The sequence below is a fragment of the Pseudomonas sp. DSV-1 genome, from assembly GCF_035830915.1.
GTDB lineage: Bacteria > Pseudomonadota > Gammaproteobacteria > Pseudomonadales > Pseudomonadaceae > Aquipseudomonas.
The window spans coordinates 42,667-59,023 of record NZ_JAYMYG010000002.1; the positions used below are offsets into that span (position 1 = coordinate 42,667).

A 16,357-nucleotide genomic window follows, 5' to 3' on the forward strand; every position below is an offset into this window, starting at 1 on the left:
CTAGAAATTGATATTTGTACTACGCAACTGTACCACGCGTGTGTATCATCCCACACAAAGCCTGAGGGTGTTGAAGCGCTCGGCAAATGGAATTATCCAATATTTTAGGGGCGCCTCAATGGTACTCAAGAAGACGCAAGACAAGTCGAAATTCGATTTCACGCACAAGCCAGTACCCGTCATCGTCGCGGCTAACTACAAAGGTGGCGTAGGTAAAACGACTACCAGCCGTGTGCTGGTTCAGGGCCTTGCAAGCTTTCCTGAGTACAACCAGGGCAAACCAATCCTCTACATCGACCTCGATCCTCAAGGGAACACAGGACGGCGCTGGAACCTTCTCGAAACAGTCACAGGGTCGCCTTTTACCACTCCTCGGCCTCATCCAGAATTGGTGAAGCTCAAAGAGGAAGTTGTTCGCACATCGATTTGCGACCTGTGGTTAGACCTTCTTCATTTGGGCGACCCATTAGAGCCGCTGCCATACCCAAGTAACACAGGTGAGCTTCTAGAGGCGATGGGGGTCATTCCGAAGGATGTATGTCAGCCAGTGGGCAGTGATCTAATTCACATTGTGCCAAACGACGAGAACCAACTGGTTTACATGCAAAGCTTTCGTCCGAATACGCCAGCGGCTCTATCGGCTGCTGATACGCTTCGACGCTGGTTGCGATCTCCTGAGCTGGCAGAAAAATATAGCTTTGTGATCATCGATACCCCCCCAACACGGACGTCGATCATTGATATAGCTATTCACGCTGCAACTCACATCTACATCCCGTTTGTACCTGAACCACAGAGCACTGATGGTGTGTTCTCTATGATCAGCTACTTCCAGACCATGATCAGTGAGCGCCGAGAATCCGGGGATATTCCTCTCGAATTTCTTGGAATCCTGCCGAATCTATATGAAAAGCGCATTCTAATTCACAGACAGCAAATGGACCGAATCAAGTCTTCTGCGACGCTGGCGCCATACCTGCTCAATACGCCGCTCTCCGATAAGGTCACTTACCCGGAAACCGACAACTGGAAGAACGCGCCGGACCATGTTTTCGCTAACCCAAACAGCGTTAGCAGCTTTGAATCAACACGCTTTGTAAAGCTGGTTGCTAAAAAGGTCATGGAGACTCGCAACCAATGGGAGTGCTTTCCATGAGTAGTGCGCGCAAATCCATAGTGAAAGGTTCGGATGTTAGCAGTGGTGCTGATTTCGGTTTGCTGAAAGGCGATCAAGTCATTGGTGATGCATCCGCCCTGCGTCCTGTTTCAAAGCTCCTTGCTACTCAGATCCATCCGACACCGCTAAATCCTCGCTACAAAGAGCTGTGTGACGCCTATGTCATTCAGCCCCGGCGCGCCGATGGTAAAAAAAGGCAGTTTGGTTCGACCCATATCAACAAACTCGCTAAGCGCGGCATCGTCGAGTGGATCAACAAGGTCAAAGATGGTTGGCTCCAGACAGAAGCAGGCCAGGCTTGGCTATCTGAAGAGGTGCGCTCCGGGCACGAGTTCAACTTTGAAGACCCGACTGAAGAGCAAAAAGTTAGCCTATGGCGGGCCCATTTCCGTCGTTGGCTTGACCGTGTCACGCGCATGCTTTTGCGAAACCCACCTGATGCTGCAACAGCAAAGCGCTGGGCTGCGATCACGGGCAATTCGACTGCAACTTTTGTGCGTGAGCCTCTCGATCCTGAAGCCCGTAAACGTGCACTGTCACTCATCACGGTATGGACTGAGCTGTTCGCCTTAGCATCGAACGTCGAGAAAGACGGGTTGATTCAACCTGTAAAAGTCAGGCCTGCTCAGAATGGGTTTCAGATCGTTGGTGGCGAACGCCGGTACTGGGCTTGCTGCTTGGCGAGCGTTGACCGCATCGATGTCACAGGGTCTGAGATCAGCGATCTGACAGCTATGAGTCAGACGATCCATGAAAACCTCGACCGCTCCAACATCTCACTTCAGTCGCAGGTTCGCTCCATGCGAACTTACATTGGCGCTCTAGTTGGGGAACCATGCGGGCCGGACAACACCAAGATAAAGCTCTCTCTTTTCGAAGATGAGTTTTCTGGTCGATCACGCAGCTGGTCTCATCGCTGGCGGGTTATCTGCCTGCTTCCCGAAGGCTGCGAAGTGCTGAACGCCGTTTACTCAGGTGCGTACTCCAAAATCAATGAAATCGACGGGCATGCACGGGCTTTTCTCAAGTACCTGAAAGTAAACCCAGGCGCCCAGGTGCTCGATGCCGATTCGGAAGGTACTGACTTGTCGCCGACGGTAGGCAACGGCACCAAACCACCTGCACCTAAACCAGCCTCCCCCGCCAAGCAAAATCAACCCATTACGCGAGCAAAGGTGCGCCTTCCAGGCACAGAAGCGGGGAAACGCATTCTGGTCGCTTTGAAGACCACTGAAGGTCTAGATGAAGCGAGCCAAGCTGCAATTGAAACCGCATTGAAAGCATGGCCTGCAGCCCCTGAGAATAAGCGTAAGAAATACCTTGAGGACGTGATCGAGCTGATGGCCAAGGGTCTCGACCATTTGGACGAAGAGGATGGAAACTGAAATGGTCCGTAATCCTGCTCCAAGCGCTAGACGGGCATCAATCCCAACCACCTCGTATCCCCTATGGCTACCTAACGACCAGGTCGAGATAATCATGGCTGCGCAGCATAATTCGGGCAAGCTGTGGCCCGATTGGATAGCCGCTGCGCTTGCTCACTTCAAGCGAGAGCCCGCCGAGGAGATTGAAGCGCTTCTGGGTACATGGGTGCGCGGGCGCAAGGAAAAGACCAGAACCAATGTTAGAATCACGAAAGAGTCGCTCGATATTATAGATGCCATATGCGCGGCTTCGAGCATTGGTACAAAACAGGCGTGTTTACAACATGCGTTGTTTATCCATGCTCTACGAACTCATAGCACTGTTAAATGAGTTTGGCAGTGCTCGTAACTATGCTATTGTTTAAATCGTAAGTTAAACCGTTAGACTCCCCCCAAGTAGTAATTCCTCTGCTTAAGAGGGTAAAATTTGAAGCCGACACGCCCTCCCGTGTCGCCCTTCACCCCGCCGTACAGGCGGCGTTGGTCGACCTCCTTTGCATAAAGGAGTGACTCTGACATACCTACTCTGCCGAATAGGCAGTTGCTGCATCTGTTCGCTGTACAAGCGCATTTCAATCGCATGCTGGCCTCCAGCATGCGATCTTTTGTTTTTGAATTTCAAACGCAACTTACTGATTTAAAACAATAGTTTGTAAATTTAATTTCATTTATGAAATCGAAAGGTGATCTGCTGAATAAGCAGTTTTTATCACTTTAGGATGATCTCTGTGGGATTCCGTTTATCACCCGCTGATGCTGTAGCCCGAGCCCTCATCACACAAGATGAGGCCGATAAAATAACCCGTGGCATGGTTGGGCGTCGAAGTCCTGAAAGCATCGCTCTGCTGACGCGTAATGCTCCGCCTCCCATCAAGAAGCAAACCAAACCTCCTGCAGCTGCACAGCTTGCGGCCTGCTTAAAGAAGGACAACGAAATACCGCAGCGGCGACTGTATGAGGCGTTGTGTGCGGCACTGCCAGGCATACCTGAGTGGGAACGCGAGGGATTGATACCAGGTCGTCTTTATCGAGCTGACGTGTACCTTCCACAGTCGTGCATAGTGGTCGAACTAGACGGATTTGGATTCCATCGCAGCAAAGAAGCCTTTCAATCGGATCGGAGGAGATCCAATCTGTTTACGCTGCACGGCTACAGGATGATCCACGCCTATACCAAGCAGGTCATGGACGATGGATTACTTGCAGAACTCGTTTCGTTGATCGTCCAGGCGCACAACACGCCACTGGCAACAGCCCGATTGCCGATTGAAGAGCAAATAAAAACGCCAGCTCAATGAGCTGGCGTTTTACCACTTATACAGTGGACGGTGCTAATGCTACGCCCTTCTCGACTTCAGAACGACGATTTAGCAGGAGCGCTTGTTCAGCGAAAGTAAACGACCGCATATGCTGCGGGAATCTGAGGTGTGATCCTTCACCTACTCAGAGACAGATGTACTTCTATGGAAGGCGCAACACCCGCGAGGACGTAACAACTCACCTGAAAACAAGGACAGCATGATAGCAGCAGGCCTCTAAGTGGCAAACTGCTATCTACCCTCGTTTGCCTCAAAAGCGCGGAATAGGCACTCCAAGGCCGTAAGAGGATGGCTCGCAATCAACAAAATCCAAGTGATTTGGTCGAGCGCGGCAAATATCCATAGGAAAACGCAGCTCTGTACTGAGCGACATGAGCATGAGGGTGTGCGCCTCAACGAATTTGGGCTCATATTCTTTTGGCTGCTCTCCGCGAGCAAGTGCCCGCCGCTGGAGCCGTTGTACCAGTGAGTTTGAGCGCAAGCGGCACGGGGCTCGGTCCCGTTTGAATATCCAGGTTACTTTTGCATGCTCAGGAACATCGAGAACTGGTCCAAGCAGCATTGGTTTTTTGCCGTATTTCCCTCTCAAAATCTTGGCGACATGCGCCTCAACAATCTTCTTCACCTGCAGCAACTCATCCTCGGTACCAAACACACGCATGGTTGTGCCGAAGTAATTGGCTGCTGATGCCCATTTAGGCCAATCAACTACAAGCTTTGCACCTTGGCTGTTTAGGGTGTGGACGGCCAAAACTACTTTCGCGTAGGAACTTCGAGAGGTCGCCCCATCGAGGCTTTGAATTTCAAAGTACTTCTTCAAATTCATGGATGAGGGCTCGTTTACTAGGTCTTTGAGAGATGGCACCCGGAGAATTCACAGGCGACCACTTTGTGAGATCAATTCTAACCCCACATTTACAATGTGCGGTAGCATTATACGTTGTTTTTTAAAGCGTATGAGCTGACCAGCTCGACTCAAAAACGATGGTAAAGCCCCTCCAACCGCACTGAAGAGACGCACATGACTTGGTTCAAGAAAGTAATCGCTTACCGCATCACTGGTGACATTGATCTCAGCACCGAGAGACTCCAAGCAGCCCTATCTGAAAAGCTGGCGCGAGCACCAGGGGACGACGAATTGTCCACCTACGGGTTTTCCAGTCCCCTGCCACGGGTAGAGGGAGTTCAGTCGAAGATTCTGGCTCACCCTGTTGGCACAGGGATTCTGATTTGCGCCGAGAAATGGCTGCGCAAGATTTCTTCGAAGTCGGTCAACGACGCCGTCGACAAGCAAGTCCGTGAGATCGAGACCAACCAGGAGCGCAAGGTATATGGCAAGGAACGCAGCCAACTGAAGGAACTGGTGATTGCGGGCATGCTTCCCCGTTTGATTCCCGAGTGCAAACACACAACTGCACTGATCATCCCAGAACAAAACCTGATCCTCGTGGACACCAGCGCTCCAAACGTCGCAGAAGACCTCCTAAGCACGCTGCGCCAAGTGCTGGGGAGTTTGCCAGTTCGACCTATGCGCACCCTCCAGAGCCCTGCAGAGGGCATGACAGCATGGCTTAAGGACGGCGAGGCACCTGAAGGATTCACAATTCTCGACAGCGCAGATCTCGCAGGCGTCAAAGATGGCAAAAAGGTTGGCAAGGTGCGACTTACCGATATGGACCTCACGTCTGAAGAAGTGCAGCTTCATCTCTCAACAGGTCGCAGAGCTTCGAAGCTGGCTCTCGCGTGGAATGGCAAGCTGACTTTCAAGCTGACCGATCGACTGATCATTGAAGGCGTCAAGTTTGATGATTTGCTTCAAGAAAACGCGGCACAAGCAGCTGGCGAAGGTGATGCACTGCAGTACTTCGATGCCAGCATGACCATCATGACGGACGCCTTAGGGAAGCTGACCACAGCGCTTACAGGTGCATTGGGTGGGGAAGACCTACCTCAAGCCCTTTAAATCATCGATCAAAGCATTGTGAGTAGTAACCAATGACGCCCCATCTCAACGCAAACGAAAAAATCGTTTGGCAGTGCACCCCTTCTCAATGGAATAACGCCGGAACATTCCTACTGTGCGGACTCTTTTTCTGGACGGTGATACCCCTGCTCGTGGCTTTCTGGTCTTGGCTTGTAGTGCGAAATACGCGCTTTGTCATAACCAGTGAGCGCCTGTTCAGTTACAGGGGGGTTCTGAACATGCACGTTGATGAGCTTGAGCTTTACCGCATCAAGGATTTGTCACAGTCCAAAAGCGTTCTCATGCGGATGGTAGGGCTCGGGTCTGTGACCGTAATTACCTCGGACAAAACGAATCCATCGTTGTGTATGCAAGGAATCGAGAGCCCCGACAAGGTCCAGGCCTTGCTCCGCGAGCATACCGAGCTGCGACGGATCAAACGTGGTGTCCGCGAGCTTGATTACTGATGCTCTGCCAATACCCCAAAACCTTTCAGTCCTTGCAATAGGTTAGAGACATGACAACGACCAATAAAATCACCACCCAGGTATACGGGTTGCCACTGGATGACGTCGCTCGCAGAAAATTTCTTGATGGCGTTAAGGCGCTGGCAGATGAATGCAATGCGATTTGGGTGAGTGGTTCCGTGCACGACGAAATGGATTATGCCGACCTACTAGCAGAAAAACTGACCGAGCACGTTGGTGATATGGCGGTTGAAGGGATTCGACAAGACTTTGAACGCCTCTCTCGGCAACCCAATAAGCCCAAGGCAACATCGCGGCTTGCTGCGCAATAAACTGCTAACGGCTGGGCCTGCTATATGCGGGCCTTAGCCCATTCGACAGAGAGATGTTTCAGGTGCACACGATGACTGCGTATCTGATTTTTTTGCTCAGCAAATTAGCAGATGAACTCTCTTGATTGTATACCCCTAGGGGTATACATTGCGCCTTCAGCTCATGCATAGGTTCCGTAAATGAAAAGCTCTCTTGAACGCCTGAAAACGCTACTCGCTTGGATCGATTCCGTACCACGAGATGCAGTTCTGCCCGCTATGCCGGGTTTTGATCGTGATGATGTAAATGCGTTGATCGAGCAGAACGAATTAGCGGATGCATCGGCTGTAGCTCAGGCCATCAAAATGGCCAGTGAATGGATTGAGTGTGTCCCACAAATTGTGAAACTCCAACTTCCTGAAGCGCCAGCACAAACTGAGGAAAAAGCGTGAGCTACTCCAAACTCCAGCAGCAATACATCGACAATGCCCGACGGGCCAATCACAGGGCACTTGAAGTTTCGCGACTTGGCTACGACGGACTCGCAGCTGACTCACGAGTCTTCCGTGATTTTTGGATTCGCCTTGCTCGCATCAAATAATCACACGCGCCATACCTCAAGCCCAGCCCTCGCTGGGCCGAGTACGTAGAGGACATCCACTTCCTTGTCTGCTAAATCGAAGGAGTGAAGCATGGCAACAACCAAACAAGACAAGCTGCCTCCCCTGCAACGCCTTTGTAAGGCTGACTTCATCTCGATCCGATCTCTTAGCCGTGGCCAATGGATTCAGGGCCAGCAAATTGAATGGCGGTTCAACCGTCAGTGGCGCTTTGTGAATTTTGACCAAGCCCCGGCGCTTTGCGCAGCTGATCGACTGATGGCTCTGGGGTTGGTTGAACAAAGCGTTTGCTGTACGGGGTGTAACAGGGAGGTCTTTCAGTTGACCGAATCGGGTCGAGTGTTTGCACGGCGCATTGATGGGCTTGAGGTTCCAGGTTGTGTTGTTAAGGCTCAACAAGTTGAGGCAACGGTGCCAAAACTGGGAGATTGGTTTTTCCGCCATCTTCCGAAGGTTTGGGGGCGCTGGTGGTCAGCCAGGTTGTTAGCCACATCAACTTGCGCCGTTTGGCTGCACTCTGAAAATCCCGAGTTCACAAACTGGCAGCGCCATAAACGTAATGCCCTGTGTCTGGCTCTCTTCCTTGTGCCAGTCAGGTTACCGATTGCAATCCATGCAGAGACAAAATCTGTGCACTTCAGGGGATGACAATGCACACCATCAAAGCTAGCGTGCTGTGTCGCAAGAATAGGTACGAAGTCACACTCGACAGAGACTCCAACCAGTTGCTGGGTGATCCGCTTATGTTTACGGGTCACACTGAGGCCGTAGCGCTCGATGCACTGCAGTCTTACGTAGCGGATCAAGGCTTGGCCACTGAGATTGTGGTAGTCAAGCGGCAAGGTTTAGAGCACTCAGCTCAGGAGGGTGCCTACTTGGCATATCGGTCAAAAGGCGGCGACATGCCCCTCAGTATTTATCTCGAAGGGTAGGCTCAATCCGGTACCGCCGCCCCTCACCCTCTTATCAGAAGCTTTGCATTCAGCGTTCAGCGTTCAGCGTTCAAGGTTTTAAATTTCTGGTCAGCACTTCCTACTATTGGAGCTGGCCTTATCCCGTAACGATCTTTGAGGTTAAACATGCGACCCGTTCTCACAATAATTGCTGAATCCCTAGCGCAGTGGGATAAATCACACGTCAGTGAACCGGCACTCACTGCTGTTCGCGAACTGGCTGCTGAGGGACGCTTCGAAGAAATCACGGTTGTTCTCCAAGCCCTCGTTAAGGCATTTGGACCGTCACAGCTTCACCACACTATCCAGCGTCTGCCAGGTGTGGTTTTCGAATACGTCTCCCAAAACACTGAGGCTTCCGGTCAAGCTGCTGTGGAACATTGGAGCAAGTTCGGAGCTGCAGATCTCATCAGAGATGCGGCACTCCGTGAGGGTCAGCTTGCAGTCGCAGTGCAACAGATCATCAACGACCTCAATTCGAGTCAGGCGCTGGCGCTGGGTAGATAGTGAATGTCATGTGACATTGAAGAAGCTGGGATTTGATTGAGTCAGCTTGGCATTCGAAGTACACGGGAAAATGCTCATGGACAAAGTAGCTTTGGAATACCTCGCCCAACGCTTGGAAGCCGTTGCGATGGGACGCTTTTGCGAAGCTGCGACATTGGTGCGTCAGGTGATCGCATCCACCTCACAAGCTTTGGCCCTTCATCAAGAAATCGGCGTTGCGCATACACAAGCCTCCCGTCAATGTCAGGCAGCCACTCTCTAGGCAGAATCTGGTATCCAGGTTGCGCACTTGGTTGCGGCACATCAAGGGACGACATCGCTGGTAAAAGATACAAAAAAACCCGTCAAGCGCGGGTTTTTTTGTGGGTACCATTTGCGGCAAGCCAAAGCATGCTTTGCAACGGCTAAAGGCTGGGCATCATCCGGCCCGGTTGCACCGGACGAAGGGGAAGAGCTGAGCTACTGAAGCCCCCCCCCGCGTAGGCCACGCCTTTCAACTGGCCGTGCTGGCGCGTTTAGTAGGGGGCGTAAAGAACGGTGAGGTTGGGTCATCCAGTCTGCCAAGGTCTATTTTGTTGTGGCCGCGAATTAGCTCTGCAGCTTCGAGCGATAGCCCCCAGTGGGAAGGATCGCACGGGCTACCGCAGTAGTCCGAGAATGGATCAGGGCCTTGCTCGCAAAGATCGATCTCGGCATTGCTGAAATAGATAAGCACTTCAGGCGTCCCAAACGTTGCATTCTGGTCATAGTCACCAATTGGCAGAGCTTCCCACTTAAACGTTGGATGGAGCTGCTCCAGCGTGCTGATCAGATCTAGGGTCGCTTGTGGGGTTTCAGTGCTCATATTTTCTCATCCTTTTAAAGTTCGCTGGCGCCAGGAGAGGCGTCTCGGTTATGCCCTCCCCGCACCGCTCACCATGCCGGTTGGGGCTCCGCAATGGTGAAGTCCGGAAGGGATACATTACCCGCACGAGTAATATTTAGCCACTAAAATATTACTCGCTTGGGTAATATAAAAGGAGGCTCGCCCTTGCGTGTATACCTCTAGGGATATACAATAGTCTCACTTCATTGAGCTGGCAAGGACACTAGTGGTTTTAGAGAATTAAAACTGTCGCAGGTGAATTAAAACTGTCGCAGGCAGCTGATTGTTCTGATCAGCCGCCTGCCACAGTTCTCATTGCTAGCACGATGAAGCCAGGCTCCGATTTCCATATGATTCAGAGAATCGAGTGGATTTAGGCAATACAAACAGTATCTAGCAGATAATGAATGGCTATAGCTTTGGATGCTATTAGGGCCCCAAAGCTTTTTCTCATATATTCGATTTGGCTCGGTAGATGGGATCCTGTAATAAACTGGATTTTATGAGCTCATAAGCTGTATCCGTTCCTCCCTGCTCAATCGGCTCTCATCACTATTCTAGGTCCTCGCAGGCTAATATGCTGCTACGTATACAAGAAAATGAAAATTTACGATCTTACATAGAAAGAAGTATCTATCTTGGTTTTAGAGAAAAACATGTTGATCTTTTTAAAAGATTTTCTGAATATTCAATTGGCTCAGGAAATATTAGAGCTATAGCATCTGAATTTGGCTGGGAAGGTTGCTACGGTTTTAATCGATTGATTCACCTACACACCCAAAATTATCTTCGAGCTGTATTCTGTGACTTTAAGGATTATTCATATTCAGGTAGGAGCTATATTTCCAAAGGAGATAAGTACAGCTCTAACACCGAGATCATAGGTTTTTGCCCAAAATGCGCTAAGGAAGATCTGAGTAGGCTAGGATTTTCCTATTGGCGTAGACTTCATTGTGATGGAGCTAAGGTATGCGCGAAGCATAACGTTATCTTATTGAAGGCATGCCCTTTTTGCGATGAGTGTTTTTCTACGCGTGGTCATGGTCTCAATGTGATGTGGGATACTTGTGGGGGACGCCACATTAGCGATTGTGTGCCGACATTAAACTGCGAGCCAGGAGATTTGAGAAGGGCAGAGTTCTTGACCGCGATTTGTCAGTTTAATTATCAAATATGTGGAAAGACGGCGTCAGAGTTCCTGTTAAATAAAATATTAAAGTTAGATTGCTTTAGCGCTGTTCGAGCAGATGGAAGTAATATTTCAAAGGAAGCAGCACTTTATGAGTTGGAGCGTCTGTCACAAGGACAGAAAAAAATAGTTGAATTTTACAAAGATGAAAGCAGTATTCTTTTTGACTTGGTTCTGTTTTTTTACAAAAAATTCGAAGTATTTGTAGTCGATCTGCAATCTGTGAATTGTGATTTTCGTAATATTGATTTTGGATGGGCCACATTTAGGGCTAGCGGCGATGAGTCTCCACACTATGTAGAGGAGAACTACTTATTGGGCGTGGCGCAATGGAGCTGCCCCCATCCATCCGAAGATTCAAGAAAACCGTCAAGCACGGATGGGTACTGGAACAGAAAACCTATTGTTTATCCCTGCTGTAACTTTGTTTCAGATTGCAGCAAAGACCTCAATCTGAAGAGCGTACGCGTGCGCCTCGCTCCACCTGCTGTTCCTCGGTTAGGACTGAAAGCACAGTCCGCTGTTGCTGGAAGTGCAGATAGAAAATGAGTTGGCTAGGGAGAACCCGCTTGGAACCATTGAGTTGTGAGATGCGGTAGAAAATACCCCGCAACTTACTATCGAGTTGCGGGGACGCAAAATTTAGCCAGCGTCCTAGTTTATTTGCGGTGCTTCGGCACCGTATTTGGCCGTTTTCTGCCTTTCCCTAGGCTCTGTACGTAAACCCAAGAAATACGATTTTCTGTAAAATACACCGCCATTAAAGCCAGGAGGCCAAGATGGCAAAGCGGTATGAACTCCCCGACGCAGCCTGGGATCTGGTTGCAGATATCTTCACCAAAAATCAGCGCACCGGGCGCCCTCGGGCCGATGATCGCCTGATGCTAAACGGTATTCTCTGGGTGCTTTGCTCTGGCGCAGCCTGGCGAGACATGCCCGAACGATTCGGCCCTTGGTCAACGATCTATCAACGGTTCCGGGGATGGCGTGATTGCGGAGCTTTTGATCAGATGCTCAAGCGTCTTCATATCCGATTGAATGAGCAGGGTTTGATTGACTTGGAAACATGGATGATCGACTCCACTGCCGTACGAGCAACCCGGGCCTCATCAGGTGCCGGGAAAAAAGGGGATTTGAAGAACCGCAAGACCACGCGCTCGGGCGCAGCCGGGGTGGCCTGACGACCAAGATTCACATGCTGTGCGACGCCAATGGTGTGCCTCTGCGTTTCCTGTTGTCAGGCGGACAAGCCAGCGATATAGCCTATGCCCAACCGCTACTCGATCAGGCTTGCATACCCAGCCTGCGCGGTCGCCCACGCAAGCGTTGCCGCTGGTTGCTGGCTGACAAGGGTTACGACGCTGAAGCGCTGCGCCAGTATTGTGATCGTTATCGCATGCAGCCAGTCATTCCGTTGCGAAGCATGAAGCGCAAAACCAAGCCAGGATTGCCTCGACTTTTTGATCGCCCCAAATATCGGCAGCGCAACATCATCGAACGCATGTTTGGCTGGCTGAAGGAGAACCGTCGCATCGTGACGCGCTTCGACAAGCTCGCAACAAGTTTTGCGGCGATGGTCTCATTGGCCTGCGCTATGCGGTGCTTGCGACAATACTTTACGTACAGAGCCTAGGGGCAGAAAACGGCCGATTCTGTTGAAAAAGTCGGTCCTTCCAGACAGCGTGCATACTGATTGCTGAAAACGCCTTTTTTGCGCGCCGCTATGCGAAATCTGAGCCCGGATTCCTCTGCTCAAAGTAAAGATTTCAATCTCAAGCGCTTACTTTTCTGCCGTGGAAGCCATGAGCGACTTTTTCAACAGAATCGGCCAAAAACAGTCATTCACCAAGAGCTGTTTTCGGCCCCAAGATGGCGAATCTATAGATGCGTACCTACCGCTACGCGAAACCAAACCTCCGTTAGGGCTTGGCTCGCGCTCAGCTTGCACTTAGATCGGCGTCCGAAAGGTATCTGCATTATTGAATGCGCTGTTTCCCGTTCCCTGCTTGCGCAGTGACACCATTTTCAGTCGGCACGAGCGTCCAGATCTTGGCCTCAATCCCGTCGTTTTGCAGCTTGCGCAGGAAGTAACGCGCCTGCAGAGCATCATGGGTAGCGATCACGACCTGGAAACCATGATCAACGATGTAATCACGCAGCAAATCGAAAACCGCAGAGGCATGCACCAGGTCGTGGTGCTGAGTCGGGTCATCCAACAACAGTGCTTTCCAAGGAGACCACTGATGACTAATGGCCATCGAGAGAAGGAAGGTCAGTTGAAGATCCGTCAACTGTGCCTCACTCGCGATATCAGGTACCGGTACCGTTTTATTGCCAAGCGGTACAGAAACACCGGCACGATCTTTGTTATACGAGCTGAAGAACTTCAAGCTTGCCTCATGGAATCTGGACTCCCGCACGACCCGTTTCAGCAGCGCCTGCCAGCGGGGTACCACCTTGCCGACATGCTTCTGAACGTTCTCAATTTCTTTCTTGAGTGAGCCGTCCAGCAAATCCATCGCGTCCGAGATCAAGGTCAATCGCAAGAAGCTGGATCGCGCCGCATTGATGCTGTCATTGAGGAAAGCTTCGAAGGCCTCTTCTGAACGGTCAAGACGCTGAGCATCAATTAGCCGCTGGGCCAGTTGTGATTCATTCAACTTGGCCCAAGCAGAAATTTCCACCCCAATGCCTTCTAGTGCTGAAACATAGCCTTCTAGGAGGGTCAACGTAGCGCGCAGGGTCGCTTCACGGGCTTGCGCAGCTTCCGCAAGTGGGTCGCCGGTCAACTCCAGCTCTTGCCAGCTTGCCCGGAATTGAAGAAGGAGCGTTTGAACCCTTCTGATTTCTTCCTCAATCCCCTGGACAACGGTTGATGACTCAAGCAACTGATGCTGTTGGGTGTCTAGGGCGGATTGCACAGTCCCGACCTTACTGTTTAGATCGCTGATCTGCTGTTCCAGCTGAGCTTTTGCTGCAGTGAGTTGCTCGAGCGTACGAGCCAGCGGTTCCCCAGAGGTGAGCGCGGCCAGTGAGGCGACTGCTTGATCCAGCCGCGTGGCCGCTTCGCTCTGTTGAACTCGGGCCAAGTCAAGCATGTGCTGTGCCGAGTTGAATGCTCGCTCGGTTTGTTCAAAGGCTTCAGGGGTAGGGAAAGCGTCCAACGCCGCTCGCTGATCAGCCAAACGCTTTTTGGCAGGAACAATGCTATCGAGTTGCTGCCTGAGCGCCTCTCTTGCCAACGGGAGCGAGTCACTAGCCAAAATCGGATCTGTACGAAACTGCGTAACTTGCCGTCCCAGCTCCACGCGTCTGGACTCCAAAGCACCCAATTCCCCTCGACTGAAGTCTAGTGCTTGATGCACTTTCTCAACCGCGACCTCACTGGCCGTTACCGCTTCCACCGCAGCCCGCAATTGCTGCTCAGCTGAGGTCAAACTAGGATTGATCGCCTCAAGGGCTTGAGCCACACGGGACTGAAGTTTGGCTGCACCATGCGGCTCCAGGCAAAGCGGGCATTGATCTTGGTCAGCGGGAAGATGTTGCGCTATGGATGCAACAGCCTGACGGATTGCGTCGGCGGAAGAACTGAGCATCTCATAATGTGATCGGGCAGTGGCCTCCGCAGCTTTACACGTATCATGCGAGGAACGTTCGGCATCCCGATCGATGCCCTGTTTATCGATGATCACTTCGAGCGCTGTGATTTGCTGAACAACCTCGCTAATCCGCTGCTCAATTGCCTGCCAGTCGGCAAGCATTAGTTGACCCGCGTCCAGGCGCCGCTCGGTCTGGCTAATGCCCTGAAGCTGGGCGTCAATCTGAGCATGCTGGTTCCGAACACGTTGGTTGTGCTCATGCTGCTCGCGAAGTACGCGAGAATCTTTTTCGGCCTCACGTAGGGCAGCAATCGCTGACGTCAACGCATCATTACGGTGATCGATCTCCTGTTTGGCACTTGTTTCTCCGATCAGGCGCTCAAGTTGCTGCCCGATACTGGCGAGCTCTTGCTGTGCAGAGTGGATACTGGCCTGATGCTCGAGCACTGCGGCACTGCCTTGAGCCCTTTTAGTTGTGTGGTGGCCAAACGTTTCACTCGCTGCCGTGAGGTCTGTATTGAGCTTTTCAAGCTGCTCCCGCGCCGCAACGAAGCTTTCAACAAGATCATTTACCAAGGCGAGGTTTGAGATTTGCGTCCGAGCCCGCTCGACCTTTCCTTGCAAAATCTCGAACAGTGCGGAGTGTGCAATCGTCAACTCCTCCTGGCTCACAGGCCCGGTCAACAAGCCAGGCGGAATCTGACTCAAGCTTTTCGTCTGGTTTGCAGCGTCAGAGAGAATGTCCGCAATTCGATCGCGCGGACGCAATGCACCTACTGCACCAGCAGCAGCGATGTCACGCTCGTCAAGTAGACGATTCCACTCGTTCAAATCAGCCTCATGCCCAATCAGCACTTCTTCTGCGCGGGCTTTTTGCTCCGTGAGCGACCTTCGCACAGCTGCGAGGTTGGCGCGAGCTTTAGAACCGTCGCGACCAATCGGCAGCTTTGCCAGCTGGGATCCGGCTTCCTTTTCTTCCGCATTGACGATCCACCCGTTCTCCCTTTGATCCAAAAGGTGGGTTAGGCGCAGTAAAAATGGGATGTCACTTGAGGACACATTAGGAAAGACGCTGCTTAAGTCCCCGTCCTGGTTGACCTTGCCAGCTGCAGTCACACGTGATGTCGCGGTCAGCTCAGAAAAATTCAAACTGACTGCCGCTTCGGTCTGATCATCACGAATGATGTGGGCAATGTCGTCACGGAGTCGTGCGACTTTCCCTGTCAGACCAAACTCGATCGCCTCAAATACCGTTGTTTTCCCCGTCCCATTTGGTGCGAGCAAAATAGTCGCACCAGGACTCAGATCGATGGTGACGTTAGCCCCGAATTTACGCAGGTTCGACAGGGTGATTGAATTCAACTTACTCACAGCTGAACCTCACTTTCACTCAGCGAACCGATGAGTACACGCACGACATCCGCTCCGTTTTGGTTGGTCAGAAGCTGCGTTCTCCAGGCAGCGATGTGTGGAACTGACCAAGGGCGCTCATTGGACAGAGTATTCAACGCCGACACCAAAGGGTCGCTAAGCATCTCGACATCGCCAGCAGGATCCAAAGTCGCCAAGAATGTCCGGTTAAGAAAATCACCAGCCGCTTCAGATTCGCGCACAACAACCTTGCGGCAGAATCTGTCATCAGTCTCAATCCGAGCAGCATCATCCTTGGCGATACCGCTGATCATCAGAAACATATAGAGGTCTGCAGTCTCAGGTTCCGGCAGCACATCCCGGACATCGGCGGCCCATTGGTTGGCTGCCTGCAGGGCCGTTAGTGGAAGCTCGATGAGCAGAACCGTCCGCCAGCCCGCCCGTTCGATGTGGGAGCGCTTGAGCCGAAGAACATGCGAGTCGTACTCGACCTCAGGCAGCATAAGTTCCGTTACGTCCCGGGGACACAAGTCATACCTACCCTCTACACGCTGAATGATTGCGCTAGTCAATTCCTGCAGTGTCAGCATG

The 16,357-nt window shown here is 51.6% G+C and carries 17 protein-coding genes; 13 read left to right on the plus strand and 4 right to left on the minus strand.

From position 1 onward, the window contains the following. The first annotated feature begins 118 nt into the window (after positions 1-118). The 4 genes from VSQ83_RS24700 (at position 119) to VSQ83_RS24715 (ending at position 3,899) form a co-directional block, all read left to right on the plus strand. Complete coding sequence (locus tag VSQ83_RS24700; protein ID WP_169872986.1) at positions 119-1,156, plus strand: ParA family protein; 1,038 nt, start codon at positions 119-121, stop codon at positions 1,154-1,156. After that, positions 1,153-2,562, plus strand: coding sequence for a ParB/RepB/Spo0J family partition protein (locus VSQ83_RS24705; protein WP_326427781.1), 1,410 nt, complete (start codon positions 1,153-1,155; stop codon positions 2,560-2,562). Before VSQ83_RS24700 ends, VSQ83_RS24705 begins: the two co-directional genes overlap by 4 nt. 94 nt (positions 2,563-2,656) lie before the next feature. Continuing rightward, positions 2,657-2,932, plus strand: a complete 276-nt coding sequence (locus VSQ83_RS24710; protein ID WP_222933299.1) for a hypothetical protein — start codon at positions 2,657-2,659, stop codon at positions 2,930-2,932. 397 nt (positions 2,933-3,329) lie between these two features. Next, entirely contained in the window at positions 3,330-3,899 is a 570-nt protein-coding gene (locus VSQ83_RS24715; protein ID WP_326427782.1) for a hypothetical protein, read from the plus strand. 271 nt (positions 3,900-4,170) lie between these two features. On the opposite strand, the gene VSQ83_RS24720 is transcribed toward VSQ83_RS24715, so the two are convergent. After that, complete coding sequence (locus VSQ83_RS24720; protein ID WP_169872989.1) at positions 4,171-4,746, minus strand: type I-F CRISPR-associated endoribonuclease Cas6/Csy4; 576 nt, start codon at positions 4,744-4,746, stop codon at positions 4,171-4,173. 195 nt (positions 4,747-4,941) lie between these two features. Between VSQ83_RS24720 and VSQ83_RS24725 the strand changes: the two genes are divergently transcribed. From VSQ83_RS24725 to VSQ83_RS24755, 7 genes are all read left to right on the plus strand, one after another. Next, positions 4,942-5,883, plus strand: coding sequence for a recombination-associated protein RdgC (locus VSQ83_RS24725; protein WP_326427784.1), 942 nt, complete (start codon positions 4,942-4,944; stop codon positions 5,881-5,883). A gap of 32 nt (positions 5,884-5,915) precedes the next feature. After that, positions 5,916-6,350, plus strand: coding sequence for a PH domain-containing protein (locus VSQ83_RS24730; protein ID WP_169872991.1), 435 nt, complete (start codon positions 5,916-5,918; stop codon positions 6,348-6,350). Between the two features lie 50 nt (positions 6,351-6,400). Next, entirely contained in the window at positions 6,401-6,682 is a 282-nt protein-coding gene (locus VSQ83_RS24735; RefSeq protein WP_326427785.1) for a hypothetical protein, read from the plus strand. Between the two features lie 180 nt (positions 6,683-6,862). Further along, entirely contained in the window at positions 6,863-7,114 is a 252-nt protein-coding gene (locus VSQ83_RS24740) for a hypothetical protein (protein WP_326427786.1), read from the plus strand. A gap of 240 nt (positions 7,115-7,354) precedes the next feature. Next, positions 7,355-7,930, plus strand: coding sequence for a hypothetical protein (locus VSQ83_RS24745; protein WP_169872993.1), 576 nt, complete (start codon positions 7,355-7,357; stop codon positions 7,928-7,930). Positions 7,931-8,361: 431 nt separating this feature from the next. After that, on the plus strand, positions 8,362-8,742 hold the full coding sequence (locus tag VSQ83_RS24750) for a hypothetical protein (protein ID WP_326427787.1): 381 nt from the start codon (positions 8,362-8,364) through the stop codon (positions 8,740-8,742). A 76-nt stretch (positions 8,743-8,818) separates the two neighbouring features. Next, complete coding sequence (locus VSQ83_RS24755) at positions 8,819-9,004, plus strand: hypothetical protein (protein ID WP_326427788.1); 186 nt, start codon at positions 8,819-8,821, stop codon at positions 9,002-9,004. A gap of 231 nt (positions 9,005-9,235) precedes the next feature. On the opposite strand, the gene VSQ83_RS24760 is transcribed toward VSQ83_RS24755, so the two are convergent. Then, a complete protein-coding gene (locus tag VSQ83_RS24760) occupies positions 9,236-9,586 on the minus strand; it encodes a hypothetical protein (RefSeq protein ID WP_326427789.1) in 351 nt (116 codons plus the stop codon). 598 nt (positions 9,587-10,184) lie between these two features. On the opposite strand from VSQ83_RS24760, the gene VSQ83_RS24765 reads away from it, so the two are divergent. Together VSQ83_RS24765 and VSQ83_RS24770 are read left to right on the plus strand one after the other, a co-directional pair. Continuing rightward, positions 10,185-11,345 carry a hypothetical protein gene (locus VSQ83_RS24765; protein WP_326427790.1) on the plus strand — a complete coding sequence of 387 codons (1,161 nt, stop codon included), beginning with the start codon at positions 10,185-10,187 and terminating at the stop codon, positions 11,343-11,345. A 230-nt stretch (positions 11,346-11,575) separates the two neighbouring features. Further along, a protein-coding gene (locus VSQ83_RS24770; RefSeq protein WP_086005488.1) for an IS5 family transposase occupies positions 11,576-12,429 on the plus strand; the annotation gives its coding sequence in 2 pieces (ribosomal slippage) (positions 11,576-11,917 and positions 11,920-12,429; 852 coding nt in all). 343 nt (positions 12,430-12,772) lie between these two features. Here the strand turns inward: VSQ83_RS24770 and VSQ83_RS24775 are convergent. After that, positions 12,773-15,766 (minus strand): AAA family ATPase, encoded by a 2,994-nt coding sequence (locus VSQ83_RS24775; protein WP_326427791.1) that lies wholly within the window; start codon positions 15,764-15,766, stop codon positions 12,773-12,775. After that, positions 15,763-16,356 (minus strand): ABC-three component system middle component 1, encoded by a 594-nt coding sequence (locus VSQ83_RS24780; protein ID WP_021492903.1) that lies wholly within the window; start codon positions 16,354-16,356, stop codon positions 15,763-15,765. The genes VSQ83_RS24775 and VSQ83_RS24780 overlap by 4 nt, the downstream gene beginning before the upstream one ends. Position 16,357 lies beyond the last annotated feature (1 nt).